18 protein-coding genes and 1 pseudogene are annotated in these 22,931 nt (G+C 45.8%); 4 read left to right on the top strand and 15 right to left on the bottom strand.

Annotated elements, in window-relative coordinates; all coding sequences use genetic code 11:
• Nucleotides 1-24 precede the first annotated feature (24 nt).
• The 5 genes and pseudogenes from AKG35_RS03835 to AKG35_RS03815 all read right to left on the bottom strand — a co-directional run bounded on the left by AKG35_RS03835 (nucleotide 25) and on the right by AKG35_RS03815 (nucleotide 4,565).
• The gene (locus AKG35_RS03835; RefSeq protein ID WP_236069652.1) at nucleotides 25-1,590 is read right to left on the bottom strand and encodes a DUF3370 domain-containing protein; all 1,566 of its coding nucleotides are present in this window, start codon (nucleotides 1,588-1,590) and stop codon (nucleotides 25-27) included.
• A 379-nt stretch (nucleotides 1,591-1,969) separates the two neighbouring features.
• A pseudogene (locus AKG35_RS03830) lies at nucleotides 1,970-2,500 on the bottom strand (sigma-70 family RNA polymerase sigma factor); the annotation flags it as partial.
• Nucleotides 2,443-2,682 (bottom strand): sigma-70 family RNA polymerase sigma factor, encoded by a 240-nt coding sequence (locus AKG35_RS13745; protein ID WP_041384327.1) that lies wholly within the window; start codon nucleotides 2,680-2,682, stop codon nucleotides 2,443-2,445. The pseudogene AKG35_RS03830 and the gene AKG35_RS13745, both read right to left, overlap by 58 nt.
• 88 nt (nucleotides 2,683-2,770) lie before the next feature.
• Entirely contained in the window at nucleotides 2,771-3,616 is an 846-nt protein-coding gene (locus AKG35_RS03820) for an ATP adenylyltransferase family protein (protein WP_011130110.1), read from the bottom strand.
• On the bottom strand, nucleotides 3,606-4,565 hold the full coding sequence (locus AKG35_RS03815; protein WP_011130109.1) for a SpoIID/LytB domain-containing protein: 960 nt from the start codon (nucleotides 4,563-4,565) through the stop codon (nucleotides 3,606-3,608). Before AKG35_RS03815 ends, AKG35_RS03820 begins: the two co-directional genes overlap by 11 nt.
• Before the next feature lie 1,220 nt (nucleotides 4,566-5,785).
• On the opposite strand from AKG35_RS03815, the gene AKG35_RS03810 reads away from it, so the two are divergent.
• Nucleotides 5,786-6,016: a hypothetical protein gene (locus AKG35_RS03810; protein WP_011130108.1), complete on the top strand. Its 231-nt coding sequence runs from the start codon at nucleotides 5,786-5,788 to the stop codon at nucleotides 6,014-6,016.
• A 95-nt stretch (nucleotides 6,017-6,111) separates the two neighbouring features.
• On the opposite strand, the gene metH is transcribed toward AKG35_RS03810, so the two are convergent.
• Entirely contained in the window at nucleotides 6,112-9,756 is a 3,645-nt protein-coding gene (gene metH / locus AKG35_RS03805) for a methionine synthase (RefSeq protein WP_011130107.1), read from the bottom strand.
• Nucleotides 9,757-9,813: 57 nt separating this feature from the next.
• On the bottom strand, nucleotides 9,814-10,734 hold the full coding sequence (locus AKG35_RS03800; protein WP_011130106.1) for a branched-chain amino acid transaminase: 921 nt from the start codon (nucleotides 10,732-10,734) through the stop codon (nucleotides 9,814-9,816).
• Between the two features lie 79 nt (nucleotides 10,735-10,813).
• On the opposite strand from AKG35_RS03800, the gene cobN reads away from it, so the two are divergent.
• Nucleotides 10,814-14,593 carry a cobaltochelatase subunit CobN gene (cobN, locus tag AKG35_RS03795; protein WP_011130105.1) on the top strand — a complete coding sequence of 1,260 codons (3,780 nt, stop codon included), beginning with the start codon at nucleotides 10,814-10,816 and terminating at the stop codon, nucleotides 14,591-14,593.
• Between the two features lie 557 nt (nucleotides 14,594-15,150).
• Here the strand turns inward: cobN and AKG35_RS03790 are convergent.
• The 4 genes from AKG35_RS03790 to AKG35_RS03775 form a co-directional block, all read right to left on the bottom strand.
• The gene (locus AKG35_RS03790; RefSeq protein WP_011130104.1) at nucleotides 15,151-15,807 is read right to left on the bottom strand and encodes a PHP domain-containing protein; all 657 of its coding nucleotides are present in this window, start codon (nucleotides 15,805-15,807) and stop codon (nucleotides 15,151-15,153) included.
• Nucleotides 15,800-16,387, bottom strand: a complete 588-nt coding sequence (hemJ, locus tag AKG35_RS03785; protein WP_011130103.1) for a protoporphyrinogen oxidase HemJ — start codon at nucleotides 16,385-16,387, stop codon at nucleotides 15,800-15,802. Before hemJ ends, AKG35_RS03790 begins: the two co-directional genes overlap by 8 nt.
• Nucleotides 16,388-16,453: 66 nt before the next feature.
• Entirely contained in the window at nucleotides 16,454-18,457 is a 2,004-nt protein-coding gene (gene uvrC / locus AKG35_RS03780) for an excinuclease ABC subunit UvrC (RefSeq protein WP_011130102.1), read from the bottom strand.
• Nucleotides 18,414-18,896 carry a flavin reductase family protein gene (locus AKG35_RS03775; RefSeq protein ID WP_041384326.1) on the bottom strand — a complete coding sequence of 161 codons (483 nt, stop codon included), beginning with the start codon at nucleotides 18,894-18,896 and terminating at the stop codon, nucleotides 18,414-18,416. Before AKG35_RS03775 ends, uvrC begins: the two co-directional genes overlap by 44 nt.
• Before the next feature lie 74 nt (nucleotides 18,897-18,970).
• On the opposite strand from AKG35_RS03775, the gene coaD reads away from it, so the two are divergent.
• Together coaD and AKG35_RS03765 are read left to right on the top strand one after the other, a co-directional pair.
• Nucleotides 18,971-19,444, top strand: a complete 474-nt coding sequence (gene coaD / locus AKG35_RS03770) for a pantetheine-phosphate adenylyltransferase (RefSeq protein WP_011130100.1) — start codon at nucleotides 18,971-18,973, stop codon at nucleotides 19,442-19,444.
• Nucleotides 19,445-19,464: 20 nt separating this feature from the next.
• A complete protein-coding gene (locus AKG35_RS03765; protein WP_011130099.1) occupies nucleotides 19,465-20,400 on the top strand; it encodes a hypothetical protein in 936 nt (311 codons plus the stop codon).
• On the opposite strand, the gene AKG35_RS03760 is transcribed toward AKG35_RS03765, so the two are convergent.
• From AKG35_RS03760 to AKG35_RS03750, 4 genes are all read right to left on the bottom strand, one after another.
• Complete coding sequence (locus AKG35_RS03760; protein WP_011130098.1) at nucleotides 20,363-21,682, bottom strand: D-alanyl-D-alanine carboxypeptidase/D-alanyl-D-alanine-endopeptidase; 1,320 nt, start codon at nucleotides 21,680-21,682, stop codon at nucleotides 20,363-20,365. The genes AKG35_RS03765 and AKG35_RS03760 overlap by 38 nt on opposite strands.
• Complete coding sequence (locus tag AKG35_RS03755) at nucleotides 21,679-22,194, bottom strand: DUF4330 domain-containing protein (protein WP_011130097.1); 516 nt, start codon at nucleotides 22,192-22,194, stop codon at nucleotides 21,679-21,681. The genes AKG35_RS03760 and AKG35_RS03755 overlap by 4 nt, the downstream gene beginning before the upstream one ends.
• A gap of 122 nt (nucleotides 22,195-22,316) precedes the next feature.
• A complete protein-coding gene (locus AKG35_RS13610; RefSeq protein ID WP_268869576.1) occupies nucleotides 22,317-22,457 on the bottom strand; it encodes a hypothetical protein in 141 nt (46 codons plus the stop codon).
• A 19-nt stretch (nucleotides 22,458-22,476) separates the two neighbouring features.
• Nucleotides 22,477-22,911, bottom strand: coding sequence for a DUF1995 family protein (locus AKG35_RS03750; RefSeq protein WP_268869580.1), 435 nt, complete (start codon nucleotides 22,909-22,911; stop codon nucleotides 22,477-22,479).
• Nucleotides 22,912-22,931 lie beyond the last annotated feature (20 nt).

Genomic DNA, 22,931 nt, shown 5'->3' with positions numbered 1-22,931 from the left:
ACCCGATCAGCTGTTGGTAGCCTATTAGTTTTGCAGTTGATGCAACCATTGCTGTTGTGCCTTTATGGCTTCGTTGTAGTGTTTTCTAAGGCTCGAATTGACTCTTTGCGGATTGATAATTGCTGATGGCATAGTATTATTTGTACTAGGATTGGAAATGAGTATTGGTGGCATGTTGACCGGAGAATTGTGACCAATGGATTCATTCGTTAATAGTTGCTTTTTGTTTGTGCTCAATTTGTAATTGTCTTGATGTCTTTGTTTCATCGAATTCCTGTTCATCTCAACAACCTTTGTTTTCGCTATACGCTTTGGAGCTAATGGTTGGGCATTATAATTATTACTTGCTGTCACAGGCAGCTTTACTTTCTTTGCCTTTCCTTCTTTCTGCATAGCCTGAGTATACTGTTCAACTGGAACAACACTTAGCAGATGCCCCGGTGTATTGTCTGCAGGATAGACTAAACTAATAGTAACAGGATTATCCTTTTTTTCTGTCAACTCTAGGTCAGATATAGGAAGACTTTGTCCTGAGCGTAGTCCTACATGAACTTCTTTGTATTTATTCTCAGTCTTGATTCCGATTGAACCACGAAATGCCGTGAATGGTTTCTTTTTTTCTGTTGCTGCAGGGTGGCTTAGAACTAATTGATGAGTGCCTGAGCCTTTTAGATTAAGGGTGATATCAAAACGTACCCCGTAAGTCCCTACATTATTGACGGCAGAATCAATCATGCGAGTTTCCAGTCGGTTGACCTGGATCTCTCTTGTGCCAAAATGATGTTTACGAGTACTGGTAAGAGGTACATGAAGAGCACCATGTTTAAGGTCATGATTTAGTTTAGCGGTATAGTGATCACCAATTGCTACTCCTGCTACACGCGAAAAAACCTTGCCCGTTTCAATTTCACCGATTCTACTGAGATAAGTACGTCCAGGCGCCAATCGCCTTGAATTAAGAATAGCGATCAGATTCTTTTCTGATGTGGCCCCTTCTGCTGCAACCACAGCTAATTGAAAAGGTCCGTTGCTAGTTCCACTAAGCAGTCCGTTGGCAATCCCTCTTGCAGGTATTTGTGTTGTGAATACAATTTTTTTAGTATGAGGTGGAATGACAATATTATCTGCTAACTTTCTGTCCAATTTACCTCGCAGCATCTGTACAGCTGTTGCATCCCCCGGACCTGTATTCCAGGGACGAGGTCCCAGGGGCTTCACACCCATAAGTTTATTCGAATGATAAGGAGCCTCAAAACTATTTTTAACTGAACCTCGATCAAATTTAAGTTCAATTGATGAATCTGTTGGATTGTTTGCTATTGCTGCAACAGTAAGCAATCCACGTTTTCGGCTGTTGCCAAGTTTACGTCTGTCGCGAGGATAATACTTATGATGAATGTGAATCCCGAACTTGCCGTCAAAGGTAAATTCTGCATTTCTTAATTGTTGCCCTGTACGGACGACTACTGCTGAGCCCGGAGCTGTATTAACAAGTATTCCTGAACCAACAACTGTCTCCGGCTGGTTGGAGTGGAGAACGGGAACTTTATTAAAGCTTCCATTGAGTGGACGTGCTGACTGTCCAGCCATTAAGGGCACGTATGACCATGATGGTTTTGCGAAACCACTCTCACAGGCAAGAGTCGAGAGACTTAATGAGACTAGTAATGAGATCTTCTGTGACACCTTTAAGCCGGATGGATTTGTTACGTTGAGCGGCGAGAGCCTAGAGCAACTCGTCAATTCAAACCTAGTCACACCAGCCAACACCGCAAAGAAAGAAATTTCGCACTCTTAGCAGAATTTCGCGAAGATTCACCCAACTGTAGGAACGGCATGTTCTCTCCCTTTTGCCTCAGCTCAAATGTTGACTCGGCAGACCGTCGTCGTCACTATCAGAACAGGAAGCTTGAAATGCTTCTTTTCCTGCGTGATGGTCTAGAGCGTCGCCTGTCTGCAGTGAAAGCAGCTATAGAGACCTTGGAGCAACAGATCCAGAGGGATCAACATCCTGCTTCCTGAGAGGGGAATCAGCGTCAGGAGACAACTCAGAGCAATCAACAGCCAGTCGCCGAAGCGCTCGCTTCACACGTCTTTGTACGGTCATGCAGCTGATCCCCAGGTAACTGGCTGTACTGCGAAGGCTTTCTCCTCTTAGTACTACGTGATCAACCACCGCAGACTCTTGGCAATCGAGCTTCTCTAGAGCATTCATAAGCATTCGTTTACGTTCCCTGTTGACCAGTTCACTCCACTGATCTTTATCAGCTGTTAGGAATTGATGATCGAGAGGGTACCAGCGTCCTTTCTGCTTGTAGCTCTCTATGAGTGTTCTATCGACTGCACTGAGCTTTTCAAAAAAACTGGCTCTGTCGATCAAGGTTGAATCTCTGAGAAGTGCCTGAGCTCGCTCCTCAACTCGTCTAGGTAATTTAACTGGTCCTACACTATCCCTGAGGTAGTGAAGGATGGCACCACGTATATGCGGTTTTGCAAAGGCGGAAAATGGTACTGATTTACTGGTTTGAAAGAATGTGCTGCTCGGATAAGGCCTAGCATTCCGACCTGAGTGAGGTCCTCTTTGTCCTGTCCAGTACGAAAAGCGTAGTGGAGTGCTATTGGCCTAACGAGTTGCAGATGTTCTTCGATCTGCTTATTTCGACGTTTGAGTTTGGCATTCATCATTTGAACCGGAAGTGAAAAGCGGTCTCTTAGCGATCGCCTGTCCCTCTAGAGATCCATGTAATTGCCCTGCAGCACAACCGTAAAATCACTGAATCGTCTTGACCACGCCTTCTAGCAAGGCCTCAGGCCCATGATGATTAAGCCAGTCCAGATCAGATGTTTCTGTGGCTAGAAGGTAACCGGCAAATCCAAGTGCATTAATGCTGAAGCCTGCAATTCCCTCTCGGCTTCGAAGTATCAGTGCCATCCATTCCTTCGTGAGCAGCAAATTGTATGGTTGTCTTGGATGTTGATTCTCTGCCGGATTACCAAGTCCAATCTTTTCGCAAAGGGTTAGATAAGCTTGATAATGAATTTGAGCATCATGATTCTGTGCTCTAGCTGTTGCAGCACAGCATTGAGTAAGTTGACAGCTTTCCCTGGGTGAGGAGTTTACCAATGATTGAAACCATTCCTGTCGAGGACAACTGCGATCGTCGTCGCATCGTCTTAGCAATTGCAAGTGTCTGTGAGGTTGACTAGCTCCAGCCGTTGGAGAACTATTAAAAAACCAAAGCCCCTTGGTGTCCTGATCAACACTTAGCAGTGCCTCCCAGTCATCATAACTAAGCCAACCATGCTGAGGGGCCCATTCACGTGTGATCAACAACATGTGTCCCTTTTGAACCGGATATTTGTTGAGAATTAGCACATGTCTCATGCCAATTTCACTAACCTCCAAGCTTGGATCCCAAGGTAAAAACGGGTTAGGTTTTGGACCTCTGGCTAGGAGATGAGATGGCGGGTGGCCTTTTAGCTTGCGCAGTTCAAAGGGTTCTCCTTGTCGTGCTCGAATTCTTGTGAGCTCGGTGCTGAGAGGTACCAGTGCACCATTGAGTTGTGCTGCAGTGCTGCGTTCAAGCGCCTGATCCCAGTAATGCTCAATTGCCACGGCTTTGTAGTTTGGCTAGGGAAGCACCTGTGTAATACCTAGCAAGAATTTCATTGAACTTCAAACCACTCCGTGCCAATTTCTGGGCCCCATGCTGGCTCATGCTCGCTCCTAGGTGGCCATGAGCTTGCAAACTGATGTCTGCCGTTGACGCATAAAGGCTTTCAACAATTCCTCCCTTGTAGCGAAGAACAATTCCCTTGGTGGCTTGAGTTGCTTGCGTAGAGCGTGATGTTTGGCTTGCTATCCCTCGGTATGCCTGCCAACGGGTGGTGTCACCGAGATGGAAATCCTTGTTCACAGGTCTTGCGATATGGGCAAGCGCATAAGAACGTGCAGCAACCGCCTGAGCTTTAAGAGCCTCCATATTCCAAAGACTGGGCATTTCAGCACCAACAACAGAAGCGACATAATCCTCAAGCGAGAGTTGGTTAACCGCAATCCAGCCATTGCTCCGGTTAACTAAATAAACTTTAGATCTATAAGGCTGATTGTTGACTAGGATGCCGCTACTGGTTGTGGCAAAACATTTGATATCAGCAATCTGAGTATTCTTTATCTTCAACATATTATTTAGAGTATGCTCGTTAATAAGCCTCCCAGAGGGAAGTTTACAAAACCCTAAATCCTTTATTTTTATTTGTATTGGTGGATTTTGGCTAATCAGACCAACTTTTAACTCTAAAGACAAGGAATCATCATCCTTAGAAGAGAGAAGTGCAGAATAGGTTGGTGTTTGCGAAGAAACGTTCTTCGAATTTTTTGAGAGTGATTTGTCTTCTTTTATGGCTTGCATACCCTCCAGAAATAGGTTCATAAGTTGATTTCTTGCTGTTCTTTGATGGAAACTATGAATTGAGATTAGAAGGATATTAATGACAGCCACGATGAGACCACAAGATAGTATTACTTTTGAAAAATTGAGAAGATTATGACCTTGATTTTTCACGGAAAATTTATAATCCTAGAATTTGCCCTGATTGGTAAATTAAAAATAAATTAATAAGATTACTTTTGCAGTTGAATGCGCAACTGTCAATCCTTTTAACAGTTTGATTCCATGATTTGCAGATCAAGCATTGAACACAGCCTAAAGATTGTATTAAAAAATCCATAAAAACTTAGAATTGGAGAAATCTGCCAATATTGTAATGATATTACAGATTAACTGCAAATCAATTCTTTGCCTATGCGAATGATAGCAGAATCTGGCTATTTTAGAGATCATTTTATGTTAAGATCAGAATCTATTATTCGAAAAAGCATCTGACTATACGAATGCTTTGTTGGATCCACTTAATAATTACAATAGACCGGATGTTTGAAATCTTTCACGAGCATCTAGTCTGGTATTCCTTAAAGCCAAATAAACTATAGCCGTAATACAACCTCTTTTGATTAGTGACCATTACATATATCTATAATTTATCAATAAAGATAATTTTTTGTATCTAACATGATGATAAGCCTATGCCTGGTGGATATCGGTTAATGTTTAGAGTAATTCACAAGCTGCGCTATTGTTAGTGCCTTTATTAATTATCTCTACAAAGAAAAACTATGCTTATGCAGTGCTTGCCTAGTAAATCTTTTTATTTCTGAAAGCCTTTAGAAAGGTTTAGTACAGCACTTAAATTGATCGAAAGGCAATGCTGCATCCAAAAGCCAGATCGAAATTGATTATTTACAGATATTTTTCCGGTTAGTGAGACGTGCTTAAACCAATCATTCAGCAAATGGTCAGAACCATGGTGATCAACGATGAGGCCAATGGTCATCGATGCGCCGCCAACGCCTTCACAAGCGTGTCAGTAGGCATCTATGGGGAATTTGCCGCAACCGCCCTTGAATAGCCTCCCTAGAGGCTCCCAGGGCCAATCTTGCTTAATGGCTATGAGGTGTTGCAGGGAGGTCGCAAGCGCAGCTAATGCAACAAATTCCAATAATGCGTCTTGATCCGATGTGACCAAGCTTCACCAAAGATTCCTTGGCAAACAGTGTCAGAAAGATCGCATTGCCTTGCAGATCAATTGCTATCACTGACTTTATTGAGCTACAGCTCCTCTTTTTGAGCATAGGAGTCTGCCGAAGTAGTGGCACATTTTTCTTCGAGATGGTTGACGGATGACGGGGGGCAGGCGTTAAAGGTCAATCAGATATGCCTCCTCAATGGATTGGGAGTTCACAGAAGACGCCGCCTTCCTTGCTCTTTGCGATGCCTTTCGCGAAAGTGGTGAATCGTCGGCTATCGAGTTCCTCGCTAATGGGGAAGGTGCTTTTCACTTCCATGAACTGACCCAAAACGCTGCAGGCGAAGGACTTGACCTCAGCGACTCAGGTTCACTAGACGATTTTCAACAGGAAGTGATCGATACAATGGAGGCGCTTTGCCAGGATTAGACCAGGCAAAAAGCTCACTTCTCATGGGATATATGATTGTCCTGAAATTGAAAAGCAGGATTCTTTTTTCAAATTGCTGAATAAAGGCTTTCAGTTTAGGCACTGAAATATCTAGCCTTGCTGTGAAGAGTAACCAGAGCCGTTGTGCTCTGCTCAGGGTGTAGCTGATCATTTGGATCCATTGTCAAACCGATTAAGTCGGCTTTTAACCAATTCAATTGTTGGCGAGAATCGCCAACGTTTGGGCAGGCAGGGTAGCCGAATGAAAAGCGACTGCCTCTGTAGCGCTGTGCAAGTACATCTTGCAAAGTTTTAGGCTCGTCTGATTTAAATCCACACTCACAACGTATTAGTGAATGCGTCCATTCGGCGAGAGCCTCAGCCAGTTGAACTGCAAGTCCATGAAAAAAGAGATAGTCAGTATATGCATCTGATTCAAATAACTTCTGCGCAAAAATACTCGCATTCTCGCCCATTGTTACAGCTTGCATAGGTAAAATATCCTTAGGCAAGCCGCCTTCAAGGTCTCTATAGAAATCAGCAATACAATATCTATTACCACCTTTTTGGCGTGGAAGATTAAACTTGCCAAGCAAACTTTGGCCTTCACTATTGAAAACTAAAAGATCATTATCTCTCCGACCACAAGGGAAATACCCATATGCGACTCCAGGATGTAAAAGTGACTCGTTACGAATTCTATGGAGCCAATGTTGCAATATTGGTTCTATTTCATCATTAATATACTGATCATATTGCTCACGAGATTGATCCTTTCTTTTGCGTATTTGCCATTGCCCTGAAAATAAAGCGTTTCGGTCTAGATATTGAATGATCTCGTCAAGAGGAATTTTGTCTAGTTTCAGATGTTTTGAACCAAGGAATGGAGGAGTGACTGCGTCTTCTTGGCTGACTTTTTCAGAACGATTAGTATTAACTGCTAAATTAATATCTTGGATGTTCTTTTGGTTTTCCTCTTGAGGATCTTCGTCATTGCTTGAGTGAGGTGAATCAGATTCAGTAGATTGCCCTCCTAGTGTCAACCCATCAGGAGTGCCGTCAAGAAACCCTCTACAATCATCCCAACGATCATTAGAAAGTGCCTTGACATAGGCGTCCATAAACCTTAGATCTGTAAATGCATCCTTGCCATAAATAAGCTTCCCTTTATAGACTTCGCTGCAATCGTGGTTTACAAATCTAGGGGTCAGAGCTGCACCACCTAATATCACTGGAACGGTAATACCAGAATCATTAAATTCCTGAAGATTGCTCTTCATGAATGCTGTTGATTTTACCAGTAGTCCACTCATGGCAATACAATCTGCCTGGTGTGTCATTTGAGCATTTATAATTGAAGCCGAGTCCTGTTTAATCCCTAAGTTAATCACCTCATAGCCATTATTTGTTAAAATAATATCAACTAGATTCTTGCCAATATCATGTACATCGCCTTTTACTGTAGCAATTAGGAATTTTGCTTTAGATGATTTATCTCCTGCTGATTTTTCCATATACGGTTCAAGGTAAGCAACGGCTGCCTTCATCGTTTGAGCTGATTGAAGAACAAAAGGGAGTTGCATTTTTCCTGAACCGAAAAGCTCTCCAACAACCTTCATTCCATCCAGAAGAAATGTATTGACAAGTTGTAGAGGCTTGTACGATTCCAAACCTTCATCGAGGGCTTCATTCAGACCAATTCTCTCTCCATCAATAATGTGCTGCTTGAGTCGATCTTCAACAGGCAAATCAGCCAATGAAGGGCCTGAAGCACGTGCTTCCTTAGCGCTAACCCCCTCAAATAGACTAGTTAGCTCTGTTAAAGGATCGTAGGTACAGATCTCATTTTCAAAGCGTCTGTGGTCATTTATTAAGTCACGACATATCTTTTGTTGTTCATCACTTACTTTATTGAGAGGCAGAATTTTTGCAGGTGAAACTATAGCTGCATCCATTCCAGCATCTGTACAGTCATGAAGAAATACCGAGTTGAGAGTAATTCTGGCAGCTGGAGATAATCCGAAGCTTACATTAGAGACACCTAGAACAACATGTACTGCCTCTAGCTCTTCACGAATAACTCGTATTGCTTCTATTGTCTCAAGGCCATTTCGCCTATCCTCTTCGATACCAGTTGAAATTGGCAGAGCAAGTGGATCATAGAATATTTCATGAGCAGGTATGCCATATTCAGTTGCATCACGATAAGCCCGTTTTGCAATCGCGACTTTCTGCATCGCTGTTCTTGCCATACCATTCTCATCGATGGTTCCAATGACTAATCCAGCACCATATTTTTTTGCTAGATCTAAAACCTTGAAGAAACGTTCCTCTCCATCCTCGTAGTTTGTGGAATTAAGTATACATTTACCACCAGCAACCTTTAGCCCTGCCTCCATTTTCTGCCATTCTGTTGAATCGAGCATCAATGGAAGATTAATGTTAGTTACGAGACGGCTAACAAGTTGATTCATATCTTTCTCACCATCACGCCCAACGTAGTCGACATTAACATCAAGAATATGTGCATTCTCTTTAAGCTGCCCTCGTGCAAGACCAACAAGACCATCCCAGTCTTCACTATTCAATAGCTCTCTAACTTTCTTCGAACCACTTGCATTTAGACGTTCACCAATGATCAAAAACGAATTGTCTTGGTGATAGGGAGTAATTCCATAAATTGAAGCAGCTGATGGTTCATACCCGAAGAGTTGGCGTTGCTGTTCGTTTTCACCTTGTCGACATGGTCTTTGAGCAGCACGCATCTCTTTTGCAAGTTCTGCTAATGCAGAAGTGTGTTCTGGAGTTGTACCGCAGCATCCCCCTATGACTTGAACACCAAGATCCTCAACAAAATGCATGAGTTGCATTTTTAGTTCCAGTGGCTTTAATCTGTAATGAGCAACCCCGCCAATATTTTCTGGTAGACCTGCATTGGGGATGCAACTAATTGTAAAAGGTGAGTGTTCTGACAGATAGCGTATATGTTCCTTCATTTGTTCAGGACCAGTAGCACAATTAAGACCAAGAATATCAATAGGGAATGGTTCTAAAATTGTCACAACAGAAGCGATATCTGACCCCAAAAGCATCGTTCCTGTGGTTTCCATTGTCACTGAAACCATGATAGGGCGACGTTCATTAGCTTTTAAGAATGCACATTCTATTCCTTGCAATGCGGCCTTGATTTGTAGGACGTCCTGGCAAGTCTCAACAATAAAAAGGTCAACATCTCCTGCTAATAGTCCCTCTGCTTGTTCTTGGAAGGAGTCACGCATCGTGTCAAATGCGATGTGACCAAGTGTTGGCAACTTTGTTGTTGGTCCGATGGATCCTGCGACAAAACGAGGTTGATCTTTTGTGCTGTATTGAACTGCCATTGATTTTGCTAACTGTGCAGCTTGTCTATTCAGTTCAAATGCCTGGTCTTCTAATCCATATTCCGCAAGAACAATGGAAGCAGCACCAAAGGAATTTGTCTCAATGACATCGCAACCTGATTCAAGGAATTGGCGATGCACCTCCTTCACTGCGTCTGGTCGAGTAACGACAAGATTCTCATTACATCCTTCTAGTAATGCACCACCAAAATCATCAGCACTGAGATTCTGTTTTTGCAGGGATGTACCCGTGGCACCATCAAATACAAGAACAGGACGTTCTGACGAGTGGAGGCGTGCCAAAAAAGCTGATTCTGGTCTGGTGATATCCAATGGTCCTGCTGTCATCCTGTCTCTCATGCTTTGATGCGATCCTAGATAGCCCCTTACTGATAGATCGGTTGCTCTTCTCAAGAATCAGTCATTAGTCATACAAATACGTGTTATCCAGTGCTCATAATCCTTATCACGTCCTTGAGTTATCTCGATTAGACGGTCTCGAAGAGCATTCATAATCGGTCGTTCTGTAGCCAATATGGTTGATTCAATCTGACGTATTGGCGTGATTTTTGCAGCTGTTCCGGTAAGGAACACCTCATCAGCAATAAATAGTTCCGTTTTGTCCACAGGGCGTTCAATCACAGATAAGCCCATCACCCGTGCCAGTTCAAGGACACTGGATCGCGTGATCCCTTCCAAAATGTCTTGATCAACACCGGGGGTAATCAACTGACCATCCCTGACCAGGAATAGGTTCATGCCACTTGCTTCACTGATCTTGCCTCTGCTATTGAGCAACAATGCTTCACCGAATCCACTTAAGACCGCTTCCGTTTTCGCGAGAGAGCTTGTGATGTAAGCACCACTGATCTTGCCTCGTAGCGGCAGTGAGCGATCCTCTTGGCGCGTAAAGCTACTGATCCGGCAGCTCACGCCTTCTGGAGATAGGTAGTCGCCAAGTTCTAGACCATAGATAAGGAAGTCAGTTTCAATATTGTGGAGTCGAGGCGCAATGCCTAGATCACTCGTGTAGACGAAAGGTCGTAGATAAATGGGAGTGGTTGGTCGATTCGCCTGCAACATTGCTTCAAGCGCTGAGAGAATTCTTGTCTCGCTGAGTTCCGTCAGCAACAATCGAGCACTTTGACTGAGTCTTTTGGCATGACGGTCTGCCCTAAAGAGCAACATGGTGTTGCTGTTTTGGGGATCAGGTATGGCACGCATGCCTCCGAAAGCGCCTGTGCCGTAGTGCAAAGCATGTGTGGCAACAGAAATCTTGGCCTCTTCGAATGGAACACAAGCTCCCTGGAACCAGGCATAAGGCAGGAACTGATGCATTACTTGGATAGGGCCCTAATGGCCAAATCTTCTCATTACCTCGTCTCATACGTGGCATTTCCCATCAAAGAATGAGCCAATGCATCGTTTAGCAAGCCTGCCAGGTGAAGGACCAGCCGAGGAGGTGCTCCTCGTTGAACAACCACAGGCACAAATCCTTCTACTGACAAGTGCGAGAACAGATATTTCTACTCTTGCCTCTGTTCTTGAATTTCCATCACAGCAGGCATGGAAGGGTCGTATTCGCGCGCTGCCTCTCGCCGCTCTTTCCCATCCAGCTCAGGTTGATCACTATCTCGCTACGACGGCATCTAAAGCCCAGCTCATCGTTGTTCGCCTTCTTGGTGGTCGGGGTCACTGGAGCTATGGGCTTGAACAACTTGGGATTTGGCAAGAACGAGCCTCGCCTCGTCAATTGCTGATTCTTTCTGGCACTACTGATTTGGATGTTGAGCTTCATTCCCTCGGAAGCCACCCCATCCCATTGGCTGATCGGCTCGCAGAGCTGATGCGTGAAGGTGGTGTGGACAACATGGTGATGTTTCTTCGAGTCATTGAGCAACTTCTCGTAGGCACTCCCATCGATCTTGATCAGATCGTGTTGAAGGCGATGGTTGACCCTTCACCTTGGGATTGGCGACATGAAGATGGGCCCAAGGTGGGAGTTGTGCTGTATCGCGCCCTTTCTCAGGCTGGAGATCTTGCCTTTCCAAAAGCCCTTAATACGCAACTTCGTGCACAAGGGTTAGTCCCGCGTGCTCTCTGGGTCAGCAGCCTTAGAGATCCTGCCGTTCAGCAAGGCGTAAAACACCTGCTTAAGCAACAGAACGTCGCTGCAGTGATGACGACCACCTCGTTTGCATCAGTGCAGTTTCAAGAAGCTGGGCTTGGTTCAGATCTATGGAAGGCCTTGGATGTACCGGTTGTGCAAGTACTCAGCAGCGGTCGCACCCGCAATGAATGGATCAACAGCAGTAGAGGGTTAGACCCTCTAGATCTTTCATTGCAAGTCGTTCTGCCAGAACTAGATGGGCGGATCACTTCTCGGCCTGGTGCTTTTCGTTCAACTGTGCAGGCGAATGCCTCACTCGCAACAGCTGTACAGGTCATGGAGCCTGATGATGACGGACTGGCATGGGCGGTCAGTCATGTAAAGGCGTGGATCAAGCTTCAACAATCTCAGCCAAACCAACGACGCATCAGCCTTGTTCTGGCCAATTACCCCGTCCGTGATGGGCGACTGGCTAATGGAGTAGGGCTGGATACTCCTGCAAGCACAGCGTCCATTTTGGGGTGGTTACAAGAGAGCGGACATGACCTCGGTTGCAATCCGATTCCTGCCGATGGCAAGGAGTTGATGAAATATCTACTCAGATCGCGTACCAATGATCCAGAAAGTCAAAACCGACAACCACTCTCATATCTCTCACTTTCACAGTATTTGAAGTGGTGGAAAACCTTACCAGTAGAAGCATGTGAGCCGATTGTTAAACGTTGGGGGTTACCTGAACAAGCTGACGATCTCGAAGCCGATGGTTTTGCTATTCATGGCATGCTTTTTGGCCAGGTCGTGGTATTGATTCAGCCGAGTCGTGGCTACGACAGCAATGAAATTGCTGACCTTCATTCACCTGATCTACCACCTCCTCATCGATATCTCGCTCAATATCTTTGGATGCGAGAGGTACATGCAACCAATCTGTTGATTCACGTTGGCAAACATGGAAGTGCCGAATGGTTGCCAGGTAAAGGTGTCGGTCTTAGTCAATCCTGCTATCCAAATCTTGCTCTTGGAGCAGTACCACATGCTTATCCTTTCATTGTTAATGACCCTGGAGAGGGATCTCAAGCTAAACGTCGTGGAGCTGCTGTGATCATTGATCACCTCACCCCACCACTTGGTCGAGCCGGGCTTCATGGAGACTTACTTAGGCTTGAGTCTTTGTTGGATGAATATGTCGAGGCTACACAGCTGGGTGCGAAACGAGTGTACAAACTAGAGGAAGAACTATTGAATCTTTTGCGCTTAAATAATTTTCCTGGGCTTCCCGAAGTCTTCGATAAATCAGAAAGTTGCCGTGATCTACTGATCACAAGTTTTGAACAAGCTGAGGCCTATCTTTGTGAACTTAAGGAGTCTCAAATTCGCACAGGGTTGCATCGCTTTGGTCAAGCACCATCTGATAAGAGTGCTATTGAACTTCTTCTAGCAATAGCACGGTCACCTTCTTCGGATCAGCCAGGATTAACACAAGCCATCGCAAGGCGCCTCGAATTGAACTGTGATCCCTGGTGTGATGAAGAAGGTGAGTTACTTTCTAACCATGACAGTAAAGTTTTAATCAGCTTTGGCCTTGATAAGGCTCGAAGAAAAGGCGATGCAGTGGCCTGGATAGAAGAACAAGCTTTGATGTTTTTAAATGTTCTTCTAGACAAAAAGCAGATTGAAAAGAGGAAGGGCAATGATGAAAACTTACTTGTAATGCCACTACGAGATTGGCTCAAGTCTGCTAAAAGTGACCCCCTAATTTCACGAATCGAACATGATCTCTGGCCTCGCCTTATCACTAGTCCGAGGAAAGAATATGAAGCACTCCTCAAAGCTGTTTCTGGACGCCGTATAGCAAGTGGCCCTTCTGGAGCACCAACTCGTGGCCGCCCTGAAGTTCTTCCTACTGGCCGAAATTTTTATTCAGTGGATCTACGTGGACTACCTACAGAAGCAGCTTGGGACCTGGGGCAGCGAAGTGCTGAACAGTTGTTGGACTTACATCTACTTGAGCATGGTGAGCCACTAACTCATCTTGCTCTTTCTGTATGGGGAACAGCAACCATGCGAAATGGCGGCGAGGACATTGCGCAACTGCTGGCATTGATCGGTGTTCGACCTGTTTGGGATGGTCCCAGTAGGCGAATGATTGATCTAGAGGTGATTCCTTTAAGCCTTCTTGGACGTCCAAGGGTTGATGTGGTCCTAAGGATCTCAGGTCTCTTTCGTGACGCTTTTCCCCAACTTGTGAGTTGGGTGCATCAGGCTCAAAAACTCATCTCAAATCTAGAAGAAGATGAAAAATTTAATCCCTTGGCAGCAACCACGCGCAAGCACGGCCCCCAAGGCAGAATCTATGGCTCTGCTCCAGGGGCATATGGCGCGGGGCTTCAAGCATTAATTGACTCTGGCTCTTGGGAGGATCGTTCCGATCTTGGTGAGGCCTATTTGAGCTGGAGCCAATGGCGATATGACGGTGCATCTAATCCAAGCCTTGATCGAGAGGGTCTTGAGCGCAGCTTGCAGGATGTGCAGGTCGTGCTTCACAACCAAGACAATCGCGAGCATGATCTCCTCGATTCAGATGATTACTACCAATTTCACGGTGGATTAGCAACTGCTGTGGAAGTGATCTCAGGTCAACGTCCTGAACTTTGGTTCGGAGATCATTCTCGACGGGAGCGTCCAAGGCTAAGTCGACTTGAACGGGAAATCGACAAAGTTGTACGTAGCCGATTGTTGAATCCACGTTGGATCGATGGTATGAAACAACATGGATACAAGGGAGCTTTTGAAATGGGCGCAAGTTTGGATTATCTTTTCGCTTATGATGCAACGACTGATCGTATTCCAGATTGGTGTTATAGCGCTCTATGTGAGCAATGGCTAGAAGAAAAAGATATTCAACGTTTCCTCCATGACAATAATCCATGGGTTCTTAGAGATATGGCCGAACGCTTATTGGAAGCCGCTAACCGTGGCATGTGGGAGTCAGCATCGCTCGACAAGATAGCAATACTCAAACAACTTGTATATACCAGTGAGGCTCAGATTGAATCAACGCCAGACGACTTTTTGCCGGCTAAATGATCCCCTGAATAATAACCATACTGATTTTTTCTCTAACCATTATATTCGATGCAAATCCCTCTCAATTAGTTACCTTAAGGGTCAACATTGATAGCAGTAAGAACAATTTATCAAGGGATAAATTGATGAGTAAATACCTTGCAGCATTATTTTTTCATCGCTAGTCGGCTCACTGCTAAGGCTGTAATCATTTCAAGCTCTGGATAAGTAATGCATCCAGTTGAAAAGGTTTCAGAAACTCATCATGTAACTAAAAGATTTATAAAGCAAGACCTGGTATCCATTGGAAAATGAAAGCCTATCTTTTGATGCCATCGACTAACTATTGAGATTTATTTTTAATAAAGGCCCTGAATTATTTTTTGATGTTGGCTGGGGTTATTAATGCCAAGCTAATGCCATCAAGTAAAACCTACTTGTTGCCTTATCTGTAATCACGTATCAGCGATTCTATTTATTACGAGTTCTTATCCTAAGCATACAAAAAGACCATTGATCGATCAATATTTCCAAGCATAATCTGAAAACTATAGTCATGTTAATGAGCTAGATGGGATTTAGCGTCCGCTGAGGTCAAATCCATGAGTATCAGTGCCACATGTACGCATTAGCCCAAGACCCTTCAACTGATCATCGATTGCTTCACATATGAATGGTGTTGGATGCCAATTAGTCTGAAAGTCATAGTCATACCATGCCTCACCAGCATCGAAGCCAAGTTCAGCGGCTGCATCTATAAGAAGTTCATGCCGCACGCGGTATCGAGCTGGATGGGCTAGCACGGCCAATCCTCCGGCCTCATGAATCGCCTCTTTTACAGCTTTAGCCTGTAATGATCCCCCGGTTGCAGAGTTGTTTTGGTTATAGGTATGAAGAGCACGATGCCCAACCTCAAAGCCAAGAGCAAGGACATGGACAAGACAACCTTTCAACAAGCAACTGATTTCTAAACCACTCCAAAGTCTTGGAACTGGTAATCCTTGATTACTTCGCCTAGCAAGCCATTCCGTCATGGGATGATAGGCCTGAGTGCTGTGGTGATCTGTGATTGCTATATGTTGCAAACCTCTTTGGCTTGCTTGGGCAATTAAAAGCTCAGGCTCAAGGCTGCCATCACTGCAAATAGTATGACAGTGAAAATTCATAATATTTGGACAACTCTCAGAACTAACACCCAAGAGGATTTCACTTAGAGGATGAGGAACATTAGCCATTATTTAGCGGGCTTTCCAATTGTCGGCTAAGTCTTAATCGTCTCCATCGTGCATAAAACTGAATTGACGCGGCCATAAACAGTACAAGGCCAACGATCAACCAAGTAGCTGCACCTGTTGGAAACTGGTTTTTGAAGACAACCAGCATCACTACTAACACTAAGAATAAAGTTGGAAGTTCATTTAGGGCACGAAGCTGACGGCCGCTCCAGCTGCATTCCCCGCGATTCAACTGACCCATCAGCCGATAACAGAAAATGTGGTAGGCGATTAGCCCAGCCACCAAAGCAAGCTTTGCTTGCATCCAAGCTTGATTAAGCCAACTCGGTTGGGTGATTAGCAATCCAACAGCCATGGAAACGGCAAGAATCATCCCTGGAGTGGTGATTATATTTGCCAATCGACGCTCCATCAGCGTGTATTGCTCTTCAAATGCTTTTTTGACAGTTGGTTCCAAGTCAGCGGCTTCCACGTGATAGATAAATAAGCGCACAAGATAAAAAAGGCCGGCGAACCAAACCACAACCCCAACAATGTGGAGGGTTTTAAACCACAGGTATGCCTCGGGCGGAAAAGTCATGGATAACAATTAGCAATCTGCTGAGATGAACAAGTAGTGAGAGTTAAAAAAAGTGATCCGTCTTGATCAGGCAACCTCCTCCAACGCAATATCGGCTTCAGGGTGGAAATAGGTCCAAACCTGTAAGGCAAGTGCTGGTCCAAGCCCTGGTGCCTGACTAATTTGCTGGACGCTAGCCAACTGAATAGCATCAATGGATTGAAAGTGGGCAAGAAGGTCACGGACACGCCTAGGCCCAAGTCCAGGGATGTCTGTAAGCCGCGATCGGTTCATTCTTACCCCTCTTTGTTGGCGGTGATAACTCACTGCAAAGCGATGTGCTTCATCGCGAAGCCGCCTTAAAAGGACTACACCCAACTGATCAGGATCAGAATCCAATGGTTTGCTTTGTCCAGGTACAAAGATCTGTTCATGCTTCTTAGCCAATGAACAAACGACGAGATCCTCATGAAGGTCAAGCTCTCGTAAAGCTTCCATGGCTGATGAAAGCTGCCCCTTACCGCCATCAATCATCACCACATCAGGCCAATCATTGAGACCATCTGTCTGCAAGGCACTGCCACTGCAACGCTGCAGGTTTTCAAAATTGGATCCTTCTTGCTTCACCCTTGCCCAACGACGAAAGCGACGGCGCATAATCTCAGCCATCGCCATGAAGTCATCGCTATGGCCAGATTTGATACTGCTACTTTTAATTTTATACTTTCGGTAATGCTGTTTAGCGGGAAGCCCATCGATAAATACAACCTGTGATGCAACAGCATCACTTCCTTGGATATGACTAATATCATATCCTTCGATTCTTCTTGGTTGTGTCGTGAGTTCAAGCAACTGGGCTAGATCCTCTGTTGCCAATTCCTGTTGCTGCTGCCCACTCTTCGCACGCGATAGTTCAAATACTGCATTGCGTTCAACAAGTTCTATCAACTCTGCTTTCGCTTGGCGTTGAGGACAACTGATTTGAACACGCCGACCTCGGTGCTCACTGAGCCAATCAACTAGCAATTCTTGCTGAGGTAATGAGTATTGAACAAGAACTTCTGGCGGCACCTCTACAGCATCTACTTGACTGTAATGTTCTTCGATAACTCGCTGGAGTACACTTCCAAGAGTTTGATCGACTGCATCAGCAGTAAAGCCAAGACGATTAACAAGTTTACCTGCACGCATCTGAAAAAGCTGAACTGCAGCAACCCTATGATCACTTGCAATGGCTAGTACATCTCGGCTTACGCTTGAATCTGGCAAGCTCATCTTCTGTCCTTCTGTCAGTTGTTCTAACCCTTTAATCTGATCCCTTATATTAGCGGCTGACTCATAGTCCATTCGATCTGAATAGCGTTCCATTTGCTTCTCAAGCAAAACCTTAAGCTCTTGATTCCTGCCCTGAAAGACCATCGCAACTTTGCGAAGAACTTGATGATAATCCTGTGGTGTGATCTTCTGCTGGCATACGCCAGGGCAACGTCCAATTGAATAGTTAAGGCAGGTGCGATCCTGATGCAGTGGCCGTGGTCGTTGTCTCAGCGGGAACGAACGTTTGACTAGTAATAAGGTTCTACGTAATAGTCCTACATCTACATATGGACCATAGAAGCGATCATTCTTATTTCGGAAACGTCGCCTTCTTGTGATAAAGATACGTGGATATTCCTCGCTCCATGTTATGCAAAGATATGGATATTTCTTGTCATCTTTTAACAACACATTGAAATGTGGTTGTTGATTTTTGATCAGATTAGATTCCAGGACTAAGGATTCAGCCTCGCTATCAGTAACGATAAATTCAATCTCAGCAATTTGTCGCACCATCAATCGAATACGCGGCCCATGATCACTGCTACTTCGGAAATAGCTTCTGACTCGATTTCGCAAACATTTTGATTTTCCAACATATAACAACCTGTCTTCTACATCACGCATGAGATAACAACCAGGTTCAGCTGGAATCTCCTTAAGCCTTTGCTCAAGTCTATTTTCATCCTTTAGAAGGATGGTGCGCTGAGAAGCGTTGCTCAAATTATTTTCAACCGCCGTATGACCAACCCGTTGAAGCGAGGTTAAGCGCATCCCCATCCTGATTTAGATGGGCTGATTTCACTTCTCCGACGAACACAGTGTGATCACCATGGACGACCTGGCCCACAAGTTCACACTCAACCCCTCCAATAGCATCCTCTAGTAGGGGTAGACCCAATTCGCCATAACGAAAGGGGGCTGACTCAAAGCGCCCTCCCATCGCCGACTGTGGCTTGAAGAAAACTGCCGCAAGTTCTTTCTGATCAGCCCGAAGCACATTGAGCGAGAAATGCTTCGTTCGCTCAATGATTCCATGACTGCTTCCCTCTGATCGAACTGCCATAACAACAAGGGGAGGTTCGAACGACCCTTGGGTCACCCAACTTGCTGTAAAGCCGTTGATTTCATCACCTTCGCGGACTCCACAAATAAAAAGACCATGGGGGATTTTGCGAAGCAAAACCTTTTTCGCTTCTAGATCCAGTGTCATTGAGCATCTCATCAGATTTACCAACTCTAAGCAGCACCTCTCTGCATAGGATCCAGAAGTGGTTTGATTGGATCATGAGGGCCCTTTACCCAGGCAGCTTTGACCCTTTAACGCTTGGTCATCTGGATTTGATTGAGCGTGGCTGCGCACTATTCGGAGAGGTTGTGGTAGCGGTTTTGAGCAACCCTGCCAAAACGTCAACATTCACCTTGCAACAGAGGTTTAACCAGATTCATGTGGCTACAGCACATTGCAAGGGTGTAAGCGTGATCTGCTTTGAAGGCCTCACAGTGAGCTGTGCTCGTCACAATCAGGTTGATCTGATCCTGCGTGGTCTTCGGGCGATGAGTGATTTTGAGTATGAGCTCCAAATTGCTCATACAAACCGCTCCCTGGCTCCTGATTTTGAGACAATCTTCCTTGCGACTGCTGCTCATCACAGCTTTCTCAGTAGTTCTATGGTGAAGGAAGTCGCCCGTTTTGGTGGCAATATTGATCACATGGTGCCTGAGGTGGTGGCACAAGACCTCCACAGGTTATTTAATTGAGCTTTAAAACTAAAACTGTGATGAGCGAGCCTAGGTTCACCGTTCTCGAACAGCTCGACCAACTCGAAGAGATAGTTCTGGAAGGCAGCCGTATCCCCTTTAGTGGCGCTCGCCTAGTGAATGAACAGGAAGCGATCGAAGTGCTTGACGCCGTTCGAGAGACCCTCCCTGGGCAAGTGAACCAGGCCGATCAGTTGCTACAGAAACGTGATGATTTCATCACAACTGCGCGAAAACAAGCCGAAGAGATCGTTCACCAGGCCAATCAACAGCGCGAGCAATTGGTCAATGCAGCTTCCATTCGTCAAGAAGCGGAAAAACAGGTTGCCGAGCTTCGTGATCAGAGCCGCCAACAATGCGAACAGCTGCTACAAGCAACCAGGCAGCAATCTGTTCAGCTGGAACATGAGATGCAGTCGAAACTTGTTCAGCTTGAGCAGCAGTTCTCTAGCCGTCGACAGCAACTTGAGCAGGAGGCCCTGGAGCGTCGACAACAGCTGGATCGTGAAGCCATAGATATCAAGAGGCAGCTGACCGAACAGCACGAACGCAACCGTCAACAAGCAATTCAAGAACTAGATCAGATCAGATCAGAGGGTTCACGACTCCAGAAGGAAGCTCAGAACGAAGCTGAACGGCTACATAACGATGCTCTTCAGTTCAGGCAGCAAACTCACCAGCAATGTGAGTCACTTATTCAGCGCAGTCGTCAAGAAGCTGCTGGTGTCCAGGACGGTGCAAACCGTTATGCCGAACAGACCCTTGGAGAACTTGAGCAGCGCCTCAAAGAAATCGCTCAAGTCATCATTGCTGGTCGCCAAGAGCTGGTGAAAATTCAAACTATTAGCAGTCATGACAGTCGCGGTTCAACTGACCAACACACAGACAAGGCCGTACCGATCAACCGGGGGCGTAGAGCTACTTCGAAGTTGAGAGCGATGAAGAACACGGGCTGAAGCGTTGGATAGCCTTCAACAACAAGCCGATTGTTCTATTTGGTGAGCTGGCGCCATTAGCTATTGCACTCACGTATCGTGGTCCATCTTCTGTCTCAAGAATTCCTGAGATAGAACGCACTCCATTGAGAGTGCCTGTTTTCCCCCAGAATTTCCCTTCTAGTGAAGTACCTCTAAACAGTTTGCGCAACGTTCCACGCTGTCCGGCGATGGCCATTGAGGCTTGATAGTAGGGAGCAAGAGGGTGATGACCCATTCGCATCAACAAAGTCGCCAGAGTTTGGCTGCTCATTCGGTTGTTCCTTGAGAGCCCGCTGCCGTCGGCTATGCGTAGTCCTGTCAGAGGAAGATTTTGTCGTTGCATCCAGCGCATAGCCTCCCTGGAGGCAAGCCTCACATCCCAGCTTTTTGCGGCGTGTCGAAGCAGCACCTCTGCTGTGAAGTTATGGCTCTCCGCATTAGCAAGACTCACCAACGCATGCATTGGTGCGGAATCTTCCTCATGAAGAAGAACTGACTGGGCAGAACTTGTCTTCACCTGGTCGTGGTTGACAAGACTTAAGTGAGCGCTGCCCCCCTGCCGATGTATTTCGCGCTCCAGCAAGCGTTGTAAACGACCAATTGGATTGGTCACAGCCACATCAAGGGCATTGCTTGTTAGTGCAAGACGGGTGATCGGTGCTCCATAGGCATAAATGCGGTCAGCTGGGTGCCAATCACTAGGCCACCAGCGTTGTTGAGGCTCCTCACGGATCAGTAATTGGAGATCGTCATGGGAACGAAAAGTGCGCGAACCACCCTGACCAAGAGCTGCCATCGCAAAGCGTTGTATCTCTGTGATACCTAGATCAGGATCTCCTTCACCACTGATTTCAAGTACCCCATCAGGGCGTCGTAAAAGTTGGGTGCGCAACTTGAAATCAGGGCCGAGCTTATCGAGCGCAAAGGCAGTTGTAATCAACTTCTGATTGGAGGCTGGAACTTTGGCAATAGTTCCGTTGATGTCTGCAAGGAGCTGACCATGACGATCTAAGACGCTCACGCTCCATGCCGATGAGCCTTGGCCGAGTAAGGATTTGAAACTCCTTTGCAAGGAAGGGCAGAGTCGCCCAGATTGAAGAGAAGGCCAGCCCTGGATGGCAACTGGAGGGGGTGGTGAAAGAACAGTTGGTGCTGCACTCACATTTGAACCGATCAGGATTCCCCCAGCTCCAAGAATTCGGATCAACAATTGAGAATGGTTTCTCTTAGCGATCTTGGAACATGCAGGGAGAATCCTCATTGAACACTGACACCACTCACGGTTCCGTTGATTCGATAGCTGGATCCCTCTAGCTCAACTGGTGTGCCAATTTTGAGTTTTGTTCCAGCTAACACAACTCCCGTCTTGGAGACTGTGCCGTCACCTTCAAGTATGAAGCGAGCATCAAGAACACTATTGGCAGCCAAATTGGGATCCATTGCGATGACGACAGAGCCGTCTGGCTGGACCGCCACGAGCTTGCTTCTGAGGTCTTCGATGCCCTTAAGTTTCAGTGAACCGGCAGGCTGATTGCGAATAACGATACTGGTGCTGCCCTGGGCCAATGCAGCTTCGATCAGTGCATTTGGCTCAGCTGTAGGCACGTTGCGAACATCGACAGAAACCTTCACAGGCCTCATGACGCCTGTGGCCCTGGCCAATGAATGACTTAACTTCGGACTCCACAACACACCCCCCAGAGCGATGAGTGCCACGATTGCGGCAATCCCATCAATAGGGGTGAATTGTTTCAAAAGGGTTTGGCGACTCATAAAAACTCTTCAGAGATGCACCATACGGAGACCGATCCGATTGATCAAGTCAACCATTGGTCTCTCAAGCGATGCAAACAATGAACTGATTACTGTTGTTTGCCTCATGTCCGCTTGATCTACTAAGTGCCAATAAGAGCAGCGTCGATGGCTTCAGCATCTGGACGCTGGTCGAAGGTCGTCGTCTCTCGATACCCATCAACATCAGCACGAAACAAGATCCATTCGCCTGGGTGCGAACGCATCAACGCACCAGACTCCAATGGTTCAAGCCAATAGGCCTTACGCCATAAAGCATAAAAATCCTCGTCTACGTTGTCTAGCAACGCCTCCAATTCCTACAGCACTATCTTCCAAACGGCCGTTCAGCATGACAACAGCCCCTGAATGTTTGTTGCAGAGGAGTTCAAACTGATCGTAATCGCTGGGTTGTGGTGCAACAACCAAAAAGATACGATCATCATCTTTTCCATTCAGGTCACCGAGCAAATCATTGATTGAAGAGATCTGATTAGCAAGTTCAGGAGCATTGTGTTTAGCCAGTGCTGCACCACCCATATCAGGCCAAACAAGAACAATCTCAAACCCATCTTCTTGCAGATTCTGCATCAGGCGTAGAGCCACGGGCATCAATTTCAAGCCCTCAAACTTCAAGTTCACCTCCCATCGCCCCAGGGGTTGATCCTTTAAAGAGGTTTGTAGAGCCTCCAAAACCATGTTCTCGGCTTCGAGGAGGT

Origin of the sequence: Prochlorococcus marinus str. MIT 9313 (assembly GCF_000011485.1) — a bacterium.
Lineage (GTDB): Bacteria > Cyanobacteriota > Cyanobacteriia > PCC-6307 > Cyanobiaceae > Prochlorococcus > Prochlorococcus marinus_D.
Note: the sequence above shows the minus strand (reverse complement) of the source record. Positions and strands in the feature narration are given on the sequence as shown.